This is a genomic window from Thauera sp. AutoDN2 (genome assembly GCF_051280715.1).
GTDB lineage: Bacteria > Pseudomonadota > Gammaproteobacteria > Burkholderiales > Rhodocyclaceae > Thauera.
In genome coordinates this window covers 14,613-35,878 of record NZ_JBNCAR010000001.1, presented here as the reverse complement: position 1 = coordinate 35,878, position 21,266 = coordinate 14,613, and the positions used below count along the sequence as shown (strand labels likewise).

Here is a 21,266-nt window from a genome sequence, read left to right as displayed (position 1 = left end):
GCGACCAAGGAGAAACATCATGAAAATCGAACGTCGTGAAATCGTCGCCGCCGGTGGCCTTGCCGCCTTTGCCGCCGGCTTCTCGCAGACCCTGGGCCGCATGGTGGCCAACTTCACCGGCCCCGAAGAGAAGAAGATCGCCGAAGGCCGCCACATCCACGGCCGCTCGGCCGAACCGGAATACAGCGTCGATCCGGTGAGCGGCGAATTCACCCCCAACCCCAACCAGCAGGTGAGCTACACCGCCTGCCTGGGCTGCACCACGCAATGCGGCGTGCGCGTGCGGGTGGACAAGGCCAGCGGCCAGGTCATCCGCGTGGTCGGCAACCCCTACAGTCCGCTGTCGACCGAGCCCCACCTGCCGATGAAGGCTTCGGTGAAGGAGAGCCTGATCGCCCTGTCGCGCTTCCAGGACCAGGGCCTGGCCGGGCGCTCGACCGCCTGCGGGCGCGGCAATGCGGCGATGGACCAGATGAACTCGCCCTTCCGTGTGCTGACGCCGCTGAAGCGCGTCGGTCCGCGCAACGCAGGCCAGTGGCAGCCGATCTCCTTCGAGCAATTGGTGAAGGAGGTGGTCGAGGGCGGCGACCTGTTCGGCGAGGGCCACGTCGACGGCCTGGCCGCGCTGCGCGACCTCGAGGCCCCGATCGACCCCGCGGCGCCCGAGCTGGGCAAGCGGGTGAATCAGGTGGGCGTGCTCACCAGCGTCAACGACGGCCGCGAAAACTTCAGCCGCCGCTTCTGGAACCAGTCCTTCGGCACGCTTAATCACGTCGGCCACGGCTCGTACTGTGGCGGTGCCTACCGCTCTGGCTCGGGCGCGCTGTTCGGCGATCTCAAGAAGATGCCGCACGCCAAGCCCGATCTGTCGAACGCCGAGTTCGTGCTCTTCATCGGTACCGCGCCGGGCAACGCCGGCAACCCGTTCAAGATCTTCGGTTCCAAGCTCGCCAAGGGCCGCGCCGCGGGGCGGCTGGACTACGTGGTGGTCGATCCGGTGCTGAACAATTCGAACAACCTTGCCGCCGCTGATCATGGGCGCTGGGTGCCGATCCGCCCGGGTACCGACGGCGCGCTGGTGATGGGCATGATGCGCTGGATGTTCGACAACGATAAGGTCAATGCCGCCTACCTCGCGTGGCCCAACCTCAAGGCCGCGCAAACCGCCGGCGAGCCGTCCTTCACCAACGCCGGCTGGCTGGTGATCGCCGAGGAAGGGCATCCGCGCCAGGGCCGCTTCGTGCGTGGCTCGGATATCGGCATGGAGGTTGCCGCCGAGGACAGGTACAAGGACGCCGACCCCTATGTGATCGCCACCGCCAGCGGCGAACTGGTCGCGGCTGAGACCGCAATGGTGCCGGCCGTGCTCGAAGCCACGCGGGTGATCGAGCTCGGCGGCAAGCCGGTGACGGTGAAGACGCCCTTCGAGCTGCTGCGCGAATCTGCGCGCCGCTTCGCGCTGGCGGAGTATTCCGCCGCCTGCGGTATTCCGGAAGCAGTCATCGCCGGGCTGGCCGAGGAGTTCACCCGCCACGGCCGCAAGGCGAGCGCGGTGGCGCATGGCGGCATGATGGCCGGCAACGGCTTCAGTAACGCCTATGCGGTGGTCACGCTCAACGCGCTGATCGGCAACCTCAACTGGAAGGGTGGCTTCATCGTCAATGGCGGTGGTTTCAAGGACAACGGCGCCGGCCCGCGCTACGACCTCGCCGGTTTCCCCGGCCAGGTCAAGCCCGCTGGCACGCCGATCGGGCGCAACGTGCCCTACGAGCGCTCGAGCGAGTTCAAGCGCCGCCAGGCCGAGGGCAAGCCCTATCCGGCCACCGACGCCTGGTTCCCCAACGCGCCGGGCCTCGGCACCGAGTGGTTCACCGGCGCGCTGCGCGGCTACCCCTACACGCTCAAGGCGCTGGTGCTGTGGAGCTGCAACCCGCTCTACGGCATCCCCGGCATCCGCCCGCTTATCGAGGACGGGCTGAAGGACCCGACGAAGCTGCCGCTCATCATCGCGGTCGACCCGCTGATCAACGAGAGCAACGCCTTCGCCGACTACATCGTGCCCGACTCGATCATGTACGAGAGCTGGGGCTTCCCGGCGCCGTGGGCGGGCATCCCGACCAAGGCCACGACCGCGCGCTGGCCGGTGGTGGAGCCCAAGGCCGCGACCACCGCCGATGGCCAGCGCATCGGCATGGAGACCTTCTACATCGCGCTCGCCAAGGCCATGGGCCTGCCCGGCTTCGGCGCCGACGCGATCGCCGACATGGACGGCAAGCGCTACCCGCTCGATCGCGGCGAAGACTGGTACCTGCGCGGCGCGGCCAACATCGCCTTCGCCGGCAAGGCGCCGGTGGGCGACGCCACCGACGAGGACATGGCACTCACCGGCGTGGAGCGCATCCGCCCGATCATGGAGGCCACGTTGAAGCCCGAGGAGTGGCGCAAGGCGGCGATGATCTACACCCGCGGCGGGCGCTACCAGGGCGCCGGCGAGGCGCAGGATGCCGAGCACCCCGAGTGGCAGACCAACCGCTTCAACAAGCCGCTGTGGGTGTGGAACGAGCTCATCGGCACCGCGCGCAACACCATGACCGGCCAGCGCAGCAGCGGCTGCGCGACCTGGATGCCGCCGTCCTTCTTCGACGGCACGCCGATGCGCGAGATCCACACCGAAGCCGATTGGCCGCTGCAGGTGGTGAGCTACAAGTCTGCGCTGCAGAACTCCTACAGCATCGCCACCCGCATCACCGGCCTGCATCCGGACAATCCGGTGATCGTGCATCCGGCCGACGCCGGAAAGCTCGGTCTTGCCACCGGCGACAGCGCGCGCATCCGCACCCCGGGCGGCGCGGCCGAGTGCACCGTGATCGTGCATGAGGGCGTGATGCAGGGCGTGATGGCGATCGAGCACGGCTACGGCCACCGCGAGCTGGGCGCGCGTGCGCACCGCCTCGGCGATCAGATGCAGCCCGATCGCCCGGACTTGCGCGCCGGCATCAACCTCAACGACCTCGGACTCACCGACCCGACCCGTGGCGACAAGGTCATCTGGGTCGATTCGGTGTCCGGGACCGCAGTGCGCCAGGGCCTGCCGGCGCGGCTCGAGCGGGTGTGAGCGCCTTCAGTCCAGCGCCGCCGGGTTCGCGCGCAGCATCAGGCGCGCGAGCTCGGCGGCGCTGCCGACCCCGGTCTTCTCCATGACGTGATGACGGTGCACATGCACTGTCTTTTCGCTGATGTCTAGTTCACGTCCGACCAGCTTGTTGGGCAAGCCCAGCGCGACCAATCGCGCCACTTCCATTTCACGCGGTGAAAGGCGTTCGAGCAGGGACTTCGCCTCTTCTGCGCGTGCCATCTGCTCGCGCGCCTCGCAGCCGAGCTTGACCGCGCGCCCGACGGCGTCGATCAGCGCCTGATCCTTGAACGGTTTCTCCAGGAAGTCGCAGGCGCCGTTCTTCATTGCCTGCACCGCCAGCTCGACGTCGCCATGGCCGGTGATGAAGACGATCGGTGCCTGCCAGCCGCGCTGGCGCAGCTGCTGCTGCAGTTCCAGCCCGCTCATCATCGGCATGCGGATGTCGAGCACCAGGCAGGCGGTGGCGCCGGGCTCGGGCGTGGCGGCGAGAAAGTCCTCTGCCGACGCATGGCTGGCTACGGTCCAGCCCATGGACTCGAGCAGGAACACCAGCGAGCGGCGAAAAGCGGCGTCGTCGTCGATGACGTGGATCAGGAGGTCTTCGGGTACGGTCATGGTCGGATCTTATGCGCTGGGGGCCTCGATGGACGCAGCTCCAGGCGCGGACGGGGAGAGCGGAAGGCTGAGGATGAAGGTCGCGCCGACGGCGCCCAGGGCCGTGTCCGCGGATGCGTTGGCAGGGTCGTGCGGGGGGGCGTCGGGCGCGGTGTCTGTCGCGGTGTCGCTGGTCGCCACCGCGAGCCGCCCGCCGTGCGCTTCGGCGATGCTGCGGCAGATCGACAGGCCCAGTCCCAGACCGTCGGCCTTGGTGGTGAAGAAGGATTCGAACAGCTGCGCGCGCGCAGTCTCGTCCAGCCCGCTGCCGTAGTCGCGCACCCGGATGTGCAGGCTGCCCGCAGCCGTCTCGAGCCGGATGTCGATGCGCTGGCGCTCGGCCGGCAGCCCGCGGCTGGCGTCCCAGGCGTTCTTGAGCAGGTTCAGCAGCACCTGCTGGATCTGCAGGCGATCCACCTCGATGTGCAGGCCGGGTGGCAGGGCGTCGTCGACCGCGACCGGCGGCGCGTGCGCGAGCATGCCACGGAACAGGGTCACGGCCTCGTCGACCAGCTCGCGCGGGGCCACCTCCTCGCGGCTTGCGGTGCGCTTGCGTGCGAAGGTGCGGATGCGGCCGAGGATGCCGGCGGCGCGCTCGGCCTGGCCGGCGATCTCGCCCGCGGCCTCGCGCACCGCGGCTTCGGTCAGGCGCTGGTTGTCGGCGCGGCGCACCAGGCTGTTGGCGTAGTTGGCGATCGCGGCCAGCGGCTGGTTGAGTTCGTGCGCGAGCGTGCCCGAGAGCTCGCCCAACACCGAGAGGCGCGACAGGTGTTCGGCCTGCTCCTGTGCGCCGCGCATGCGCGCTTCCATCGCCTCGCGTGCAGCGAGTGCATCGCGCAGTGCGGCGGTACGTGTCTGGACGAGATATTCGACCCGCACCGTGTACAGAATCCAGCCCAGGATCAGCAGCGCGAAACCGCCCACCCAGGGCCAGTAGCGTTCGGCCAGCACCATCAGCGTGGGCGCGCGAAGGTAGGCGTAGGGGCCGATCTCGAGGCGGCGAAAGAGCGCGTGTACCGACTGGTAATCGGCCGGTACCGACCAGGCGAGGCCGTCTCGCTCGGCGCGCATGCCCAGCAGCGCAATGGCGACCGTGCGCGACAGCTCGGGCGGGGTATGGCGCAGCGCGGCGAGCGGCCAGTCTGGGTAGAGCGGCGTCGAGGTCGCACACGGGAAGCCCGCTTCGTCGCGCGGTGAGAGCACGCGGAAGCGCGCTGCCCAGTCGGGGTGCTGCTCCAGCAGGCAGCTGCGCAGTACGCCTGCATCCGCCAGGCCGGCGTCGATCGCGTCGACCACGCCGCCCATCGGGAAGCCGACTTCATGCAGTGCGGCCAGATCCACTTCGGGTTCGATGCCGAGCGCATCGAGCTCGCCCCATACCAGCTGATATCCACCGAAGCCGCCGCGTCCGACGATTGCGAGCCGGCGCCCGCGCAGATCCTCCAGGCCTTGCAGCGTGCTGGCTTGGGGCACGATCACCGCCGAGCCGAGCGCGCGCTGCGGCGGGCGCTCGCCGCCGACGTCCAGGGTGAGGATGCGGCTTGCCCCGAGCGAGGCCTCTAGTTCGACGTAGTGGCCCGGGTTCGTGATGACGAAGTCGAGCTCGCCCCGCTGCGCGGCTTCGCGCAGTCCCGCGTGGTCGAGCTGGTGCAACTCGGGCGTGAAGCCCGGCAAGGTCGCTTGCAGCCGGCGCAGGACCGGCGTCCATTCTTCCACTGCCGCGTCCGCCCCCAGGAAGGCCAGGACGCCGACGCGCACCGGTTTGCCCGGGGAGGTGGCGCTGGAAAGTGCGCTTGCAGCAAGCGCCAGCGCGGCGAGGAAGAAACGGATCAGTGGCGGCATCCGCACAAAATTCGCCCTTTATGGCGTGCGCGTCAAGCTCGGGCGCAAGGGCTCGGATGCTGCTGCGCCGGGAGGTGTGCGCCCGTCTTGGTGTTTTGGGCGCGGGCCTCCGGGCCTGGGCTTAGCGCTGCAACAGCTCGGAGAACCCCTCGACCGCGCTCACCACCTCCATCGCGCCCTTGCGGATGCCGGCGATGACGTCGCCGGCCTCGCCGGCCAGGCCGGCGCTCGAGGTGGCGCTCGCGTGCATCTCGTTGACACGGCTGATCGCCTGCCGGGTTCCATCCTGCACCATGGTGATCATGCCGGTGATCTCGGTGGTCGCGCTCGAGGTGCGCTCGGCGAGCTTGCGCACTTCGTCGGCGACCACGGCGAAGCCCCGCCCGTGCTCGCCGGCGCGGGCAGCCTCGATTGCGGCGTTCAGCGCGAGCAGGTTGGTCTGGTCGGCGATCTCGCGGATGGTGTTGACGATGGAGGTGATCTGGGCGGTCTCCTCTCCGAGCTCGCCGATGGTCCGCGCTGCCCCCTCGGCGCTGGTGGCGATGGTGCTCATCTGTGCGGTGGCGCGGGTGATGACGTTTGCGCCGCTGTCGGCGAGGTGGGCACTCTCGCGAGCGATTCGCAGCGCCTCGGTGGCCTTGTTCACTTCCTCCTCCAGCGCTTCGATGCGGGCGGTGATGTCGGAAGCGAGCTTGATGACCTTGCAGGGTTTGCCGTCGGCGCCGACCACCGGGTTGTAGTTCGCCTCGAGCCATACGTTCCGGCCGCCGTGGGCGATGCGCTGGAAGCGGCCGGCGGCGTAGTGCCCCTGGCGCAAACGTTCCCAGAAGCGGGCGTAGTCGGGCGAGTCCACGTGCTCGGCGGTGCAGAAGATGCGGTGATGGCGGCCGACGACCTCCTTGCGCGCGTAGCCCATCACGCGCATGAAGTTCTCGTTGGCGCCGAGGATGTTGCCTTCCAGGTCGAACTCGATCATGGCCATCGAGCGCTCGATGGCGTCGAGGATGGCGCGTCGTTCGGCGCCTTCCTGCACCCGGGTGGTGACGTCGGTGGCGAGCTTGACGACGCTCACGACCTCGCGCTGCGGCCCGAGCACAGGGTTGTAGGTGGCTTCCAGCCAGACCGGGTTGCCTGCGGCGTCCTGGCGCAGGAAGCGGCCGGACACCGGCTCGCCGTTGCGCAGCCTTCGCCAGTGCTCGGCATACTCCGGTGCGGACGCCACGGCCTGGCTGCAGAACAGGCGGTGGTGCTGGCCGATGACCTGCTCGCGGCGATACTTCATCGCGGCGAGGAAGGGGTCGTTGACTGCGGTCACGATTCCACCGGGCGAGAACTCGATGCGCGCAGTCGAGCGGTCGATTGCGTCGATGAGCGCCTGCTGGTGCACGATCCGAGCAGCCTGCTCGTCGACGGTCTTCTTCAGTTTGCTATTGAACATTCGGGGTGCCGTGGAAGGGTCTGCGTCGGGAGGGGGGGGCGAGCATGAATGTACGTCGATATTCTTATCGGCCTGTTGAAGGGTATCTTTAACGCGGCATGAAAGCGTGGGGGAGTGAGCGGTGGCGATGAGGCTGTTGAGCTGGAACATACAGTGGGGCAGGGGGGCCGATGGGCGGGTGGACCTCGCGCGCACCGCAGCGGCGATCCGCGCGGCGGGCGCCTTCGACGTGATCTGCCTGCAGGAGGTGGCGAGCAATTTTCCGGGGCTGGCGGGCGGTGCGCGCGAGGATGCGCCGGCGCTGCTTGCCGCGGCCTTTCCCGAGTACGAGCCGGTGTACGGGGCGGGGATCGATCTGCCGGATGGCGAGGGGGGGCGTGCACGCTTCGGCAATCTGCTGCTGTCACGCCTGCCCGTGGGACAGATCTTCCGGCATCTGCTGCCCTCACCGGCTGATCCGGAGTACCCGGCCATGCAGCGGGTTTGCGTGGAGGCGGTGGTGCAGGCGCCCTGGGGGCCACTACGCGTGCTGACCACGCACCTCGAGTATTACTCGACCACGCAACGGCGTGCGCAGGTCGAAGCCTTGCGCGCCCTGCAGGCCGAAGCCGCTGACCTGGCCGCGCGCCCGCCCGCGGTGAAGGAATCGAATCCCTCGTTCGCGGCACCGCCCCGGCCGGCGGCCGCCGTGCTGTGCGGGGACTTCAACTGCGAGCCGGGTTCGGTGGAGCATCGGGCACTTCAGGCGCCGCTGGCGAGCCCGGAATGGGGCGGCACGCGTGCAAGCTGGCTGGATGCCTGGCCGCTCGTCCATGGCCGGACGCTCCATGCGCCCACGGTGGGCCTGCATGGCGCGGAATGGCCCGATCGTGCCTACTGTTGCGACTTCTTCTTCGTCACCACGGACCTCGCTGCTCGCGTGCGTGCGCTCGCGGTGGTGGCCGGGACGGCGGCTTCGGACCACCAGCCGGTGATGCTGACGCTGGACGATCAGCCCGCCAGCAGGGCCTGAACCACGGCGGCGGGATCCTCTTCGAGCATGCCGTGCCCGCATCCCGGCAGCACCACCAGGTGCGCGTCGCCGGTCGCTTGCAGGGCCTCGAGGAGGGGCGCGACTGCCTTCGCCGGCGTCATGCGATCGACTTCTCCGCACACCAGCAGGCTGCGGCCGACGCGCCGTCGCGCCGCAGCAAGGCCGTCCTGCCAGGCGTCGCACGCCCCGAGGTCGGAGGCGAGCACGGCCGCACCGTTGCGCTGCAGGCGCGCCAGGTTTGCGGTTTCCAGCGCTTGGCGCCGGGCGTCGCCGATCCGTTCGGCGGGGGCGAAGGAGAACTTGTTGATCAGCGCGTGGGCTTGCGGCGGGTCATTGCGTGCCGCATCGAGCACGAAGGGCGCGACCGGCATTGGCGCCAGGCTACCGATCAAAATCAGGTGGCCGACCCGGCCCGGGGCGGCGTCGGCCGCTGCGAGTGCGACCAGCGAGCCCATGCTGTGCCCGCCCAGGTCGAAAACATTCAGTCCGAGCGCATCGGCAAAGGCGAGCACCCAGTCAGCCATGGCGTCGATGCTCGGGCACGCATCGCCCCCGGAGTCGCCGTGGGCAGGCAGGTCGGGGGTGATCACGCGTCTGCCCGCCTGGGCCAGGCGCTCGGCGACGTCCTGCCAGATGCCGCGATCGTGGCCCGCGCCGTGGAGAAGCAGGAGCGGGTGGGCTGCGTTCGGGCCGAACGCGTCGTAGGCGACCGGGTGGTCGCGCACGGTGAGGGTGTGCATGCGTGGAGTCTCCGGGGGAATTCAGGTGGCGAGCAGGCGCGCCAGCGCTTCGGATTCGAGCGGGCGGTTGAAATAGTAGCCCTGCAGGAGGTCGCATCCAGCGTCTTTCAGGAACCGGGCCTGTTCTGCCGTTTCGACACCCTCCGCGACGGTCTGCAAGCGCAGGCTGCGTGCCAGTGCGATGATGCCACGGACGATCGCGGCGCTGTCCTCGTCCTGTGCGGCGTCGTGCACGAAGCTGCGGTCGATCTTCAGCTGATCGAGCGGGAAGCGGCGCAGGTAGGCCAGCGAGGAGTGGCCGGTGCCGAAGTCGTCCACCGAGATGCCCACCCCGAGCGCCTTGAGCCCCGAGAGGATCTGAGCGGCCTGGACGGCATTGCACATGACCATGCTCTCCGTGATCTCCAGCTTCAGCAGGCGTGCGGAGAGGCCTGTTTCGGCGAGACAGTCGTGGATGTGCTCGGTGAGTCCGGCGTCGTTGAACTGGCGGGCAGAGAGGTTGACCGCGACCTGCATCTCCCGTCCCATGTCGATCCAGCGGCGCGCCTCACGGCAGGCGGCGAGCATGACCCAGCGGCCGACTGCGAGGATGAGTCCGGTCTCCTCCGCGAGCGGGATGAAGTTTCCAGGGGGGATCAACCCGCCGTCCGCAGCACGCATGCGAACCAGCGCTTCGGCCGCGAACAAGCTGCCCGATTGCGCCTCGTACAGCGGCTGGAAATGCAGGACGAGCTCGTCCTGCGCGATCGCGCGCCGGAGTCGAGCCTCCATCTCGAGTTTGGTGACCGCTTCCGCGTTCATGTCCGAGGTGTAGAAGCGGAAGGTGTTGCGTCCGGCGTCCTTGGCGCGATACATCGCCGCATCGGCGTCGCGAAGCAGCGCGTCGAAGTCGTCATCATCCTGCGGGAAGACGCTGGCACCGATGCTGGCCGAGATCTCGATCTCGCGGCCGTGCGCGATGATCGGCGTGCGCACCGCACGCAGGATCCGTGCTGCCACCAGGGCTGCCGTCTGGGGGCTGGCGAGGTCGGCGAGCATGACGACGAATTCGTCGCCGCCCAGGCGGGCGACGGTGTCGTGGGCGTCCACGCAGCCACGGATGCGGCGGGCGATCTCCTTCAGCATCTGGTCGCCTGCGTCATGACCGAGACCGTCGTTGATGCGCTTGAAATTGTCGAGGTCGATCAGCAGCAGGGCCAGCGCCCGCCCGTCCTGGCGCGCGAAGGCGATCGCCTGGTTGCTGCGGTCGCGCAGCAGGTTGCGGCTGGCGAGGCCGGTCACGGGGTCTTCGTTGTTTCGGCGCTCGAGCGCTTCCTCGTAGGCAATGCGCTCGGTGATGTCGTTGATGACGCCAACGCAGTGCGTCGCCCGGCCAGCCGCATCGTACACCGGGGCAACGCTGAGCTCGTTCCAGAACAGGCTGCCGTCCTTGCGGTAGTTGCGCAGCACGACGTCGACCTCGCGCCCCGACTTGATCGCCATGCGGAGCTCTGTAAGGCCGCGTTGTCCGGTGTCGCTGGCCGCGAGGAAGCGTGGGTTGCGCCCGAGCGCTTCGGAAGCGCTGTACCCGGTGATGCGCTCGAAGGCGCGGTTCACATGAATGAGCGGGTTGTCCGGCTGGCGCGGGTCGGTGATCATGATGCCGTTGGCCGAGGCCTCGACTGCCCTGCCCAGCAGATGGGCGGTTTCTTCTGCGCGTTGGCTGCGTGCATCGCGTTCGAAGTTCTCCAGCGCGAAGGCAATGTCCGATGCCATCTCGGTGACGAGTTCGGTCATGGCGTCGTCGAAGAACCCGGCTTCTCGGGCGAACAGGGTGAAGCAGCCGTTCACCGACCCGTCCAGCTGCAACGGGACGGCGACCGCGGCCTCGACCCCTGCCTGCGCAAACGCTTCATGCAGGTGCACCAGTGCAGCGTCAGCCTGAAGGAGGTTGCAGAGATAGGTGCGTCCGGAGGCGGTTGCGATCTCCGCAGGAGTGCGCGGGGGCGGCTGCGTGGTCAGTGGCGCGAGGTGCTCGAGCCAGGGCAGGGGTGCGCCATGGTTCGCGGCCACGCGGAGTTCTTCGCTGCCGGGGGAGAGGAGGCCGATCCATGCTGCCGCCAGTCCGCCCCGTTCGACGGCGATCCGGCAGGTCGCCTGCAGCAGGTCGGCAGCATCGGCAGCGTGGACGATGGTGTGGTTGGTCGCGCTGAGCGCCGCATACAGGCGGTTCAGGCGTTCGAGACGGCACTCGGCCTGCTGCAGCTCGGCCACCCGGGCCTCGAGCTGTGCGCTGCGCTGTTCGAGCTTGCCGATCAGAATCTGGTTGTATTCCTTGAGCACGACGCTTTCATCGGTACGCGGCTTGGCTGCAGGCTGTTTGTCGGCTGCCGTGGCAGCGAGGACGTTCTCCACCGCGTGCATGAAGACGTCGGGTTCTGCAGGCTTGACGATGAAGGCGTCGGCGCCCAGGTCGAGTGCGAGCCGCTCATCGCGCGGTTCGGTGTAGGTTGCCGTGTAGACGACGAAGGGGATTGGTGCGAGGCTGGGGTCCGCTTTCCACTCGCGGAGCAGGGTATAGCCGTCCATGGCCGGCATCAGCAGATCACTGATGACCAGATTGGGTCGGTGTGTCCGGGCCGAGGCCAGCGCTGCAATGCCGTTGTCGGCCTCTTCCACTGTGAAGCCGTGCCCCTGAAGCAGTGCGCGCAACAGGTACCGGTTGTCGGTGCGGTCGTCGACGATCAGGATCTTCCTCATGCGTCGGTCTCCGCGTGGTAACGCTCCACCTCTTCGGCGAAGTGTTCGGGGTCGATGGGTTTCTCGATGTAGCCCGTGCAGCCTGCGGCGAGGCATTGCTCGCGGTCGCCGGGCATGGCGTAGGAAGTCACCGCGATGATCGGAACTTCTGCGAGGCTGGGGTTTGCGCGTAGCCTGCGCGCGACTTCATAGCCATCCATTCCCGGCAACTGGATGTCGAGCAGGATCACGGCCGGCGCGACGTCGGCAGCGACACGCAGGCCGTCGGGGCCGTCCTCGGCCTCGATCACCTCCCATCCGCGAGCGCGGAGGAGGAAACAGGCGAGGTAGCGGTTGTGAGGGTTGTCCTCGATCAGCAGAATGCGCCGGTTCATGACTCTCTCCCGTGTGATACCGCGGCCGTGTCGAGCGGTAACGTGAGGGTGAATCGGCTGCCGTGGCCCCATTCGCTTTCGACGGTGATGTCTCCGCCCATGAGCGTTGCCAGCCGCTTGCAGATTGCCAGCCCCAGGCCCGTGCCCTCGTGCTGGCGCGAGAGCGCGCTGTCGATCTGACGGAAGGGCTGGAAGAGCAGTGGCATATCCTCGGCGCGGATTCCCATCCCCGTGTCGCGTACGGTCAGTTTCGCTACGGTGGGACCAGCGCCGGCCACGATGTGCTCGTCCCCGGCCGAAGGCGCCGGATACTCGAGCTGGAGGGTGGCGCGACCGTGCTCGGTGAACTTGATCGCGTTGGTCAGCAGATTGAGCAGGATCTGTTCGACGCGTCGCGCGTCTCCGGTCATGACGCAGGGGACGGGCGGCTTGTCGAGTTCGAGCGTGAGGCCCTTGCGTTCCGCAAGAGGACGAACGATGCCGGCCACCTTCTCGGCCGAAGCGGCAAGATCGAAGGGCGCGTGGGCGATACGCAATTCACCCGCCTCGATCTTCGAGATGTCGAGGACGTCGTTGATCAGCGCCAGCAGGTGGCGGGCGCTGTCCCGGACCATTCCGAGCTGGTGAGCCTGTTCGTTGCTCAGGGGGCCGGCGAGCCCCTGCAGCAGGATGCCGGTGAAGCCGATGATGGAGTTGAGCGGGGTGCGCAGCTCGTGGCTCATGGTGGCGAGGAAGGCCGATTTCAGGCGGTCGGCGGACTCGGCGGCGTGCTTGGCGGTGAGCAGTTCGCGGTTGGTGTCGGCGAGCTCGGCGGTGCGCTCGGCGACGCGCTGCTCGAGCCCGTGGGCGAGGCGCGTGATCTCCTCGTTGCGTTGCGTGATCTCGCGCGTCTTCACGCGGACTTGCCGCCGCAGCATCCACACCCACAGGGCGCTTGCGATGAGCAGCCCGATCACCAGCATGGCTGCTTTGGCAATCCAGGCCGGAAGGGCAGTCTTCGGGCTTTCCGCCTGTACGGTCCAGCGGGCGTGGGAGCGGAAGAATACCGAGCTCGGGTCGGCTTTCATCGCAAGCAGGTGGCGGTCGATTGTGGCCAGCAGGGAGCGGTCACCGCCCCTCTTCATTGCGTAGAACAGGCGGGAGGGACTGAAGATGATTGCCGTGTCGACCAGACCGAAGTGCGCGGCATGACGAATGCCGAAGAAGCGGTTCGTCACCGCCGCATCCGATTCCCCCGCGGCGACCGCGGCGAAGGCCTCTGCATAGCTGGGAAAGGCACGCAGCGTTGCGCTCAGGCTGAACGTGGCCAGCAACTGCTGCAGTTGATCCTGTTGCACCGATCCTTCCAGCACGGCGATGCGTCTCTGCGCGAGGTCCGGCAGCGCGCGGACGCCTGCATCCGGCAGGGTGTAGATCTGATTCCAGCTCGACAGCACTGGCTCATCATGAAACAGGAATCGCATCTCACGCTCGGTGTCGCGCGCAACGTCCGGCATCAGGTCGATCTCGCCCGCTTCGAGCCGGGCCAGGCCTTCTCCCCATGAACCGGGAACGTACTCGATCTGCCAGCCTTCACGCGCGGCGATGGCCTCGAGGATGTCGATGAAGATCCCTTCGCCCCGCCCCTCGGCGGTGATGCCAATCTTGGGACTGTTCTGGTAGAGACCCACGCGCACCGTCTGGCCTGCGTGCGCACTGCCGGTAAGGGTGGCCACACAGGCGATGAGCACCAGCAGCACCGTGTGGACGAAACCTGCTTGCCCGCGGTACGGATCGGGTGTGCTGATTCGCTGGACCGCGGGCGGAATGGCCATTGTCCTGGTCTCGGAGACATGGAACTGCTCGCCGGCACCGACAGCCCGGGAGCAGCTTACGCGTTGAGAATGGTACCCATTTTGAGCGCTGAGTTTGTGTGCGAATCGTCACGGACGATGTTTGATGGGGGCTTGCCCTGGCGTCCAAGCGCCTGTCTCAATGCGCGACGATCGTGCCATCGGAACCCGGCAGGGGGAAGCATGCATCAAGCGTATTCGTCGGGGTCGAGCATGTGCTCGATCGCAGCGATGCGGTCTTTCAGTGCGAGCTTGCGTTTCTTGAAGCGCCGCAGCATGAGCTCGTCTTCGGGCGGCTGCTGCGCGAAGCGGGCGATTGCGTCGTCGAGGTCGCGGTGCTCGAGGCGAAGCTCCTCGAGTCGCGTGCGAAGGCTGGTGACCTCGTCGAATTGCTGGTTTGTCATGAATGCGCTCCCCCGATGTTTCGCGCGGCATGCTGAAGGGCGCACCCGCACCGTATTTTTTCCCAATGGTATGCGGCCCGGCCTGGGCTGACAATGCGTCGGGGATGGTTGCTGCGGGGCGGCGGGCGGCAGGTGGGTTGGCGCTAGTGCGATCCAGTCCGTACCATCCGCACTTTGGTGATCGAAGCGGGCTGAAGATGAACAAGGCCTTTGTGAAGGAGCCCGACGGGGACGAGGACGAAGAGGCGCTCGCACCGGGCTTGCGCCTGCCCGCCGGCAGCAAGAACTACATGACTCGCCGCGGCTATGACGCGCTGCGTGCCGAACTCGATCAGCTCGTGCGTTTCGAGCGCCCCAAGCTGGTCGAGACCGTGGCCTGGGCCGCGGGCAACGGCGACCGCTCGGAGAACGGGGATTACATCTACGGCAAGAAGCGGCTGCGCGAGATCGACCGCCGCATCCGCTTCCTGATCAAGCGCATCGAAAACGCCGAGGTGGTCGATCCCGAGCGCCAGCAAGGCCTGGAGCAGGTGTTCTTCGGCGCTACGGTGTGCTTCTGCGACCTCGAAACCGGAGAGGAGCAGACTTTGCAGATCGTGGGGGTGGATGAGGCCGACGCCTCGCAGGGGCGTATCAGCTGGATCTCGCCGCTTGCGCGTGCCGTGCTGAAGTCCAGGGCGGGGGAGGTCGTGCGCTTCCAGAGTCCGGCCGGGCCGCGTGAGCTCGAGATCGTGGACATCGCCTACGTCTGAAATGCGAGCGGGATGTCCGCCTGTGCGTTTTATGGAGGTTTTCGCGACGACCGTGAAGTAAATGGCTCAAGTCAGGACGATTTTCACCGATACCGGGCACAGGGGAGGTCGCCGTGCTCTGGGGTTTGGGTCGGCGTCGTTACAAGACAGGGACAGGGATCATGAGCCTTAAATCAATGTCGATCGTGCAGCGTATTTCGCTCATGGTCGTGGTCGCGATGGCCGGCCTGGCGCTGCTCACCGCGGTGGCCGTGCGCGATGAGTACCGGCAGATGGCCGAGGGGTACGAGCGCAACATCAAGAACCAGGTGGACGTGGCGCATGGCCTGATCGCGCACTTCCACGCCCTGGAGCGCAACGGGGCGATGAGCCGCGCGAGCGCACAGGAAGCGGCCAAGGCCGCACTGCGCGCGTTGCGCTATCAGGGTAACGAGTATTTCTGGGTGAATGACAGCGGGCCGGTGATCGTGATGCACCCGATCCGCCCCGAGCTCGAGGGCAAGAACCTGTCGGAGAACCGCGATCCACAGGGCAAATACCTGTTCCGCGAGTTCGTGCGCGTCGCACACGCCGATGGCGCGGGCTTCGTCGATTACCTGTGGCCACGTCCGGGGTCCGACATGCCGCAGCCGAAGCTGTCCTACGTAAAGATGTTCGCTGAGTGGGACTGGATCGTGGGAACCGGCGTGTATGTGGACGACATCGACGCCTCGATGCGCGATGCGGTGATGAGGCTCGGCGCATTCGTGCTCGCCGTGGTCGTGATTCTGGGCTTGATCTCCTGGTGGGTGGTCCGCGGCGTGGTCTCCGCGCTCGGTGGAGAGCCGGTCTATGCGAACGAGATCATGCGCCGCGCGGCGGATGGGCATCTGGATGTCGAGGTCCGGAACCGGGCGGGGGGCGAAAGCCTGCTCGGCACGCTATCGAACATGCTCGGCCAGCTGCGCTCCATGGTCGGCGAGATCGGTCAGAGCTCGGGGCAGCTGACCCGAACTGCGCAGGATATCTCTCAGGCCTCGCGGGTGGTTTCCAGGGCATCGGCCGCGCAGACCGATGCAACCGCGTCCATCGCGGCGGCCGTCGAGCAGATGACGGTGAGCGTGGAGCACATCTCCGATGGTGCCCGCCATGCCGAGGAGAACTCCGCGGCCACGTCCGAGCTTGCACAGGAGGGCGCGGGGCGGGCGGAACGCGTCGTGACGGAGATGCGCTCGATCGCTGCCAAGGTGGGCGCTGCGGCCGAAAGGATCCAGCACCTGGTTGCACGTGCCGATGAGGTGGGCTCGATCGCGAACGTGATCAAGGAGATCGCGGGGCAGACCAACCTGCTCGCGCTCAATGCGGCGATCGAGGCCGCACGGGCCGGTGAGCAGGGACGTGGCTTTGCGGTGGTCGCGGATGAGGTGCGCGGTCTGGCTGAGCGCACGGCCTCTGCCACGGTGCAGATCGAGAAGGTGATCGAGGGCATCCAGACGGAGACCCGTGGCACGGTGGCAGCGATGGCCGAGGTTTCGGCGCAGGTGGAAGGCGGGGTTGCGCTGGTCGATGAGACCACCGAGTCGCTGCACCAGATCCGCTCGGGCGCCGGCGAGGCGCTGGAGAAGATCCGTGGTGTGGCGTTTGCCACCCGGGAGCAGAGCTCCGCGGCGACGGAGATCGCCCAGCAGGTCGAGAAGATCACCTCGATGGCGGAGAACACCTCCACCGAGATGGTCGAGATGGCGCAGCTCGCCGAACGCATGGAGCAGCTCGCCGGCGACCTCAACCAGCTCGTCGGTCGCTTCCGCTGTTGAGGACCGGCTCGCATGCGCGGGCCGGTACTTGAAAGCGCGGGCACACGCCCCCATCTGCGGCTCCGTCCTGATCAAACAGACGGAGCCGCAGTCACATGTCCGAAGTGCAGAACCCGAACAATGCATCGTCCCAGACCCTGAACTTCCAGGCCGAGGTGAAGCAACTGCTTCACCTGATGATTCACTCGCTGTACTCCAACCGCGAGATCTTCCTGCGCGAGCTCGTGTCCAACGCCTCCGACGCCTGCGACAAGCTGCGCTTCGAGGCGCTCGACAACGGCGCGCTCTATGAAGACGACGCTGAGCTGAAGATCCGCATCGGCTTTGACGCCGACGCCAAGACCATCACCATCGCCGACAACGGCATCGGCATGAGCCGCGACGAGGCCATCGCCCACCTGGGCACCATCGCCAAGTCCGGTACGCGCGAGTTCTTCGGCCAGCTCACGGGCGACCAGAAGAAGGATGCCAACCTCATCGGCCAGTTCGGCGTCGGCTTTTACTCCGCCTTCCTCGTCGCCGATCGCGTCACCGTGCTCACCCGCCGCGCCGGTCAGGCTGCCGGCGAGGGCGTGAAGTGGGAGTGCTCGATGGCCGGCGACGAAGCTGGCGCCTACACTGTGGCGCAGGTCGACAAGGCCAGCCGCGGCACCGAGATCACCCTGCATCTGCGCGAAGGCCAGGAAGACCTGCTGTCATCGTGGAAGCTCAAGAGCCTGATCCGCAAGTACTCCGATCACATCGTGCAGCCGATCGTGATGAAGAAGGAGGAATGGAGCGAGGAGCAGAAGGCGCAGGTGTTGACCGACGAGGACGAGACGGTCAACCAGGCCAACGCGCTGTGGACACGCGCCAAGAACGACATCAAGGACGACGAGTACACGGGCTTTTACAAGCACGTTGCGCACGACTTCGAGGACCCGCTGGCGTGGACCCACTCGCGCGTCGAAGGCCGCCACGAATACACTAACCTGCTCTACATCCCGAAGAACGCGCCCTTCGACCTGTGGGACCGCAGCGCCAAGCATGGCATCAAGCTGTATGTGAAGCGCGTGTTCATCATGGACGACGCCGAGAAGCTGATGCCGACCTACCTGCGCTTCGTGCGCGGCGTGGTCGATTCGGCCGACCTGCCGCTCAACGTGTCGCGCGAGATCCTGCAGGAGTCCAAGGACATCGACACCATCCGCGCCGGCTGCACGAAGAAGGTGCTGACCCTGCTCGAGAGCCTGGCCAACAGCGAGGACGAAGCCGAGCGCGCCAAGTACGCCACCTTCTGGAAGGCATTCGGCAAGGTGCTCAAGGAAGGTGTGGGCGAGGACTTCGCCAACAAGGAGAAGATCGCTGGCCTGCTGCGCTTCGCCTCGACCCAGCTCGACACGCCCGATGAGGTCGTCTCGCTCGCCGACTACATCGGCCGCATGAAGGAAGGCCAGGACAAGATCTACTTCGTCACCGCCGAGACCTTCAACGCGGCCAAGAACAGCCCGCATCTCGAGGTCTTCCGCAAGAAGGGCATCGAAGTGCTGCTGCTGTCCGACCGTGTCGATGAGTGGGTGACCGGCAACCTCACCGAGTTCGACGGCAAGCCGCTGGTCTCTGTCGCCAAGGGCGGCCTGGACCTGGGTGCGCTGGAGGACGAGGCCGAGAAGAAGGAAGCTGAGAAGGCCGCCGACGAGTACAAGGAACTGCTCGACAAGATGAAGGCGAGCCTGGGCGAACGCGTCAAGGATGTGAAAGTGACCCTGCGCCTGACCGATTCGCCTGCCTGCCTGGTGGCCGACGAGCACGACCTGGGCATGAATCTGGCGCGCATCCTCAAGGCCGCGGGCCAGAGTGCACCGGACTCGAAGCCTATCCTCGAGGTCAATCCCAACCATCCGGCGGTGCTGCGCCTGAAGTACGAGGACAAGCACTTCGACGACTGGGCGGCGGTGCTGTTCGATCAGGCGTTGCTGGCCGAGGGCGGTACGCTCGATGACCCGGCGACGTTTGTGAAGCGCATCAACCAGCTGATGATGGCGATGAGCGGCAACTGAGTCGGCCTCTCCAGCGCGAGGGGAAAAAAAGGGCGGCGCGCCGGAAGGTGGCCGCCCTTGTGCATTCAGGTGGTGGCGTCGGGCCGGCCGCCGGGCGCTGGCGCATCGGGCGCAAGGGGGGCATCGGGTATTGCTGCCACCGCGCTCGGCGCGTCGGGGACAGGCGTCTCCTCGGCAGGCAGTGCAGTTTCTGTCACAGTGCTCGGCTCGGGCGCCGTGCCTGACTCGATGGAAACCGGCTCCGGCGTCGACTTGGCGGCTGCGGCTGCGGCTGCGCCATCCTGCCCGGTGGCTGCCGCGGCGCTGCTCTGCGCGGCTTGTCCTGCAGCGGCGGCTTCCACCTGCCGGTGCGCCTTGCGCAGCCATGCGTGCGAGAGCGCGTGATACAGCGGCACGGGCGCGACCGAACGTGAAACGCTGTGTGCGACCACTGCGGTCGCCATCAGCGGCAGCAGCATCTGGTGATTCGCGGTCATCTCCATGACGATCACGAAGGACGTAATCGGGGCCTGCGTCATCGCGGCGAGGAAGGCCACCATACCCAGCACCAGGATCGCCGGGTCGGGCTCGCCGGGCAGCAGCAGCGCGACGTCCGATCCCAGACCGGCGCCCACTGCGAGTGCAGGGGCGAAGATGCCGCCCGGAATGCGGGAAACGAAGACCAGCCAGATCACCGCCATCTTCATCAGCGTGAAGGCGACCGGCAGGGCCGCGCTGCCTTCGAGGGCGGCCTTGGATTCGGCGTAGCCGGTACCGTAGGTCAGTCCGCCACTTGCCAGGCCGATCAAGGCCGTCAGCAGGCCGCACATGCCGGCGAAGGCCACCGGGCGGGTGCGTGCGATGAGCCCCAGACGTCCGGGCAGCCCGCGCGCGCTTGCGATCAGCACGCGCGTGAAGATGCCGCCCAGCAGCCCGCCTGCGACGCCGCAGGCCAGCACGGGCCAGATGCCGTCCGGCCAGCCGATGGCCGCCAGTGTGCGGCCGAAGTAGGTGTAGTTGCCGAGCACTGCGAGCGACATCAGACCGGCGAAGATGACTGCGGTAAGAGTGGTGCTGTTGGCGCGGAAAGCGTGGTAGCGGCACATCTCCTCGATCGCGAACATGATGCCGCCGAGCGGGGTGTTGAATGCAGCCGCGATGCCGGCGCCGCTGCCCGCGACGATCAGGTCGCGGCTCGACGCGATGCGCCGCCGCCGCTTGCGGCTCGACAGCAGAAGCATCACCGAGGCGCCGATCTGCACCGAAGGCCCCTCGCGGCCGACGGATGCGCCGCTGAGCAGGCCGCCCAAGGTCAGGAAGACCTTGGCGATCGCGATGCGCAGCGAAAGCAGCTTGCGCCGCACCCGTCCGTCGTCGGATGCCGATGCGGCGATTGCCTGCGGGATGCCGCTGCCCTCGGTCCCGGGGAACAGGCGGAAGGAGATCCAGGCGAGCGCGGCGAAGCCGCCGGGGGCGATCAGCAGCGTGAGCCACGGGTGCTCGCCGATGATCGATGCGTGCGTGGCGATTGCGAGTTCGGCCCCGATCGCGAACGCGATCGCGATCAGCCCGGCGAACAGTGCCGCGCCGACGAGCAACAGGCGGACCCGCCAGCGCCGCAGTGAGAGCCAGGGAAGGAAGTAGCGTCTTCCGCCGCGCAGCAGGCGGGCGGGCGCCCAGCGGCCAGGCTTGCGCGGGGTTGTACGACTGCTTGTTTCGGGTGTGGGTTCGATCGTCATCGGGTGCCTGGCGGCGGTTCAGCGCTTCCGGGGTTCGGGGTGTGCCGGGCGCGGAAACGTTTGTTTTTTTGCAATGTTGCACATGCGCAAGGTGAACGATACCGCTACCATAGCTGCCGCTGCACGCTGTGATGTTTTTTTGACAATGAAGCTTTGAACAAATATAGTTTCCACGAGATTCAAATGGCGGAATCGCAACAGAAAGTGAAGAAGCCGGCGCTGCCGGCAACCCCGTTGTCCGTGCTGCAACGTTTCAGGATCCTGATCCGCACGGCGCAGCGGCACTCGCAGTGGATAGAGCGGCAGAGTGGCGTTACAGGTGCACAGCTTTGGGCTTTGCAGGAACTCCGCGAGTCCGATGGCTTGCGCGTGGGTGAGTTGGCGAATCGTATGGCGCTGCACCAATCGACGACCTCGAACATGGTCGATCGGCTGGAAACCGCGGGTCTGCTGCGCAAGCAGCGCACGAGCGCGGATCAGCGTGTGGTGCGGCTCTATCTGACCGAGGAAGGCAACGCCTTGCTCACCAGAGCGCCTTCTCCCGCACGGGGCGTACTACCCGAAGCCTTGCGCCTGATGGACGAGGAAGGGCTGGTCAGCCTGCAGAGCGAACTGGACAAGCTTCTCCGCCAGATCAAGAACCTCGACGACGGCTTCGGCATGCAGCCGCTGCCCTTTACCGAATGACACTCGGCCGGCCCCGTGGGCGGGCCGGGCGAACGTGTTCCCTTGGTGTTCTTGCACTGATGCGGACAGCAGTTGGAGCGACCCG

The 21,266-nt window shown here is 67.1% G+C and carries 15 protein-coding genes; 6 read left to right on the top strand and 9 right to left on the bottom strand.

Annotated elements, in window-relative coordinates; genetic code table 11:
- Positions 1-19: 19 nt before the first annotated feature.
- Positions 20-3,115, top strand: a complete 3,096-nt coding sequence (locus tag ACPT9U_RS00135) for a molybdopterin dinucleotide binding domain-containing protein (protein ID WP_435749496.1) — start codon at positions 20-22, stop codon at positions 3,113-3,115.
- Positions 3,116-3,121: 6 nt separating this feature from the next.
- On the opposite strand, the gene ACPT9U_RS00130 is transcribed toward ACPT9U_RS00135, so the two are convergent.
- The 3 genes from ACPT9U_RS00130 to ACPT9U_RS00120 all read right to left on the bottom strand — a co-directional run bounded on the left by ACPT9U_RS00130 (position 3,122) and on the right by ACPT9U_RS00120 (position 7,070).
- Entirely contained in the window at positions 3,122-3,751 is a 630-nt protein-coding gene (locus ACPT9U_RS00130; protein WP_435749495.1) for a response regulator transcription factor, read from the bottom strand.
- Positions 3,752-3,760: 9 nt separating this feature from the next.
- Positions 3,761-5,632, bottom strand: coding sequence for a sensor histidine kinase (locus ACPT9U_RS00125; RefSeq protein ID WP_435749494.1), 1,872 nt, complete (start codon positions 5,630-5,632; stop codon positions 3,761-3,763).
- 121 nt (positions 5,633-5,753) lie between these two features.
- Positions 5,754-7,070 carry a methyl-accepting chemotaxis protein gene (locus ACPT9U_RS00120; RefSeq protein ID WP_435749493.1) on the bottom strand — a complete coding sequence of 439 codons (1,317 nt, stop codon included), beginning with the start codon at positions 7,068-7,070 and terminating at the stop codon, positions 5,754-5,756.
- Between the two features lie 127 nt (positions 7,071-7,197).
- Between ACPT9U_RS00120 and ACPT9U_RS00115 the strand changes: the two genes are divergently transcribed.
- Positions 7,198-8,082, top strand: a complete 885-nt coding sequence (locus ACPT9U_RS00115; RefSeq protein WP_418363421.1) for an endonuclease/exonuclease/phosphatase family protein — start codon at positions 7,198-7,200, stop codon at positions 8,080-8,082.
- Here the strand turns inward: ACPT9U_RS00115 and ACPT9U_RS00110 are convergent.
- The 5 genes from ACPT9U_RS00110 to ACPT9U_RS00090 all read right to left on the bottom strand — a co-directional run bounded on the left by ACPT9U_RS00110 (position 8,061) and on the right by ACPT9U_RS00090 (position 14,192).
- The gene (locus ACPT9U_RS00110) at positions 8,061-8,843 is read right to left on the bottom strand and encodes an alpha/beta fold hydrolase (RefSeq protein WP_418363420.1); all 783 of its coding nucleotides are present in this window, start codon (positions 8,841-8,843) and stop codon (positions 8,061-8,063) included. The genes ACPT9U_RS00115 and ACPT9U_RS00110 overlap by 22 nt on opposite strands.
- Before the next feature lie 21 nt (positions 8,844-8,864).
- The gene (locus ACPT9U_RS00105) at positions 8,865-11,582 is read right to left on the bottom strand and encodes a two-component system response regulator (RefSeq protein ID WP_435749492.1); all 2,718 of its coding nucleotides are present in this window, start codon (positions 11,580-11,582) and stop codon (positions 8,865-8,867) included.
- Positions 11,579-11,956: a response regulator gene (locus tag ACPT9U_RS00100; protein ID WP_435749491.1), complete on the bottom strand. Its 378-nt coding sequence runs from the start codon at positions 11,954-11,956 to the stop codon at positions 11,579-11,581. The genes ACPT9U_RS00105 and ACPT9U_RS00100 overlap by 4 nt, the downstream gene beginning before the upstream one ends.
- The gene (locus tag ACPT9U_RS00095) at positions 11,953-13,770 is read right to left on the bottom strand and encodes an ATP-binding protein (protein WP_435749490.1); all 1,818 of its coding nucleotides are present in this window, start codon (positions 13,768-13,770) and stop codon (positions 11,953-11,955) included. Before ACPT9U_RS00095 ends, ACPT9U_RS00100 begins: the two co-directional genes overlap by 4 nt.
- A gap of 206 nt (positions 13,771-13,976) precedes the next feature.
- Positions 13,977-14,192, bottom strand: a complete 216-nt coding sequence (locus ACPT9U_RS00090; RefSeq protein WP_418363416.1) for a YdcH family protein — start codon at positions 14,190-14,192, stop codon at positions 13,977-13,979.
- Positions 14,193-14,389: 197 nt separating this feature from the next.
- On the opposite strand from ACPT9U_RS00090, the gene greB reads away from it, so the two are divergent.
- The 3 genes from greB to htpG all read left to right on the top strand — a co-directional run bounded on the left by greB (position 14,390) and on the right by htpG (position 18,776).
- Positions 14,390-14,944 (top strand): transcription elongation factor GreB, encoded by a 555-nt coding sequence (gene greB, locus ACPT9U_RS00085; protein WP_435749488.1) that lies wholly within the window; start codon positions 14,390-14,392, stop codon positions 14,942-14,944.
- A 161-nt stretch (positions 14,945-15,105) separates the two neighbouring features.
- Positions 15,106-16,737: a methyl-accepting chemotaxis protein gene (locus ACPT9U_RS00080; RefSeq protein WP_435749487.1), complete on the top strand. Its 1,632-nt coding sequence runs from the start codon at positions 15,106-15,108 to the stop codon at positions 16,735-16,737.
- A gap of 95 nt (positions 16,738-16,832) precedes the next feature.
- A complete protein-coding gene (gene htpG, locus ACPT9U_RS00075; protein WP_435749486.1) occupies positions 16,833-18,776 on the top strand; it encodes a molecular chaperone HtpG in 1,944 nt (647 codons plus the stop codon).
- 65 nt (positions 18,777-18,841) lie between these two features.
- Here the strand turns inward: htpG and ACPT9U_RS00070 are convergent, their stop codons facing one another.
- Positions 18,842-20,494: a chloride channel protein gene (locus ACPT9U_RS00070; RefSeq protein ID WP_435749485.1), complete on the bottom strand. Its 1,653-nt coding sequence runs from the start codon at positions 20,492-20,494 to the stop codon at positions 18,842-18,844.
- Positions 20,495-20,677: 183 nt separating this feature from the next.
- On the opposite strand from ACPT9U_RS00070, the gene ACPT9U_RS00065 reads away from it, so the two are divergent.
- Complete coding sequence (locus tag ACPT9U_RS00065; protein ID WP_418363411.1) at positions 20,678-21,181, top strand: MarR family winged helix-turn-helix transcriptional regulator; 504 nt, start codon at positions 20,678-20,680, stop codon at positions 21,179-21,181.
- The last annotated feature ends 85 nt before the right edge of the window (positions 21,182-21,266 follow it).

Excerpts from the sequence above, each read along its gene's own strand:
- ACPT9U_RS00070 (WP_435749485.1), bottom strand. The coding sequence starts at position 20,494 with ATGACGATCGAACCCACACCCGAAACAAGCAGTCGTACAACCCCGCGC.
- ACPT9U_RS00065 (WP_418363411.1), top strand. The coding sequence starts at position 20,678 with ATGGCGGAATCGCAACAGAAAGTGAAGAAGCCGGCGCTGCCGGCAACC.
- ACPT9U_RS00095 (WP_435749490.1), bottom strand. The coding sequence starts at position 13,770 with ATGGCCATTCCGCCCGCGGTCCAGCGAATCAGCACACCCGATCCGTAC.
- ACPT9U_RS00080 (WP_435749487.1), top strand. The coding sequence starts at position 15,106 with ATGAGCCTTAAATCAATGTCGATCGTGCAGCGTATTTCGCTCATGGTC.
- greB (WP_435749488.1), top strand. The coding sequence starts at position 14,390 with ATGAACAAGGCCTTTGTGAAGGAGCCCGACGGGGACGAGGACGAAGAG.
- ACPT9U_RS00090 (WP_418363416.1), bottom strand. The coding sequence starts at position 14,192 with ATGACAAACCAGCAATTCGACGAGGTCACCAGCCTTCGCACGCGACTC.
- ACPT9U_RS00105 (WP_435749492.1), bottom strand. The coding sequence starts at position 11,582 with ATGAGGAAGATCCTGATCGTCGACGACCGCACCGACAACCGGTACCTG.
- ACPT9U_RS00135 (WP_435749496.1), top strand. The coding sequence starts at position 20 with ATGAAAATCGAACGTCGTGAAATCGTCGCCGCCGGTGGCCTTGCCGCC.
- ACPT9U_RS00110 (WP_418363420.1), bottom strand. The coding sequence starts at position 8,843 with ATGCACACCCTCACCGTGCGCGACCACCCGGTCGCCTACGACGCGTTC.
- ACPT9U_RS00115 (WP_418363421.1), top strand. The coding sequence starts at position 7,198 with ATGAGGCTGTTGAGCTGGAACATACAGTGGGGCAGGGGGGCCGATGGG.
- ACPT9U_RS00125 (WP_435749494.1), bottom strand. The coding sequence starts at position 5,632 with ATGCCGCCACTGATCCGTTTCTTCCTCGCCGCGCTGGCGCTTGCTGCA.
- ACPT9U_RS00100 (WP_435749491.1), bottom strand. The coding sequence starts at position 11,956 with ATGAACCGGCGCATTCTGCTGATCGAGGACAACCCTCACAACCGCTAC.
- ACPT9U_RS00120 (WP_435749493.1), bottom strand. The coding sequence starts at position 7,070 with ATGTTCAATAGCAAACTGAAGAAGACCGTCGACGAGCAGGCTGCTCGG.
- htpG (WP_435749486.1), top strand. The coding sequence starts at position 16,833 with ATGTCCGAAGTGCAGAACCCGAACAATGCATCGTCCCAGACCCTGAAC.
- ACPT9U_RS00130 (WP_435749495.1), bottom strand. The coding sequence starts at position 3,751 with ATGACCGTACCCGAAGACCTCCTGATCCACGTCATCGACGACGACGCC.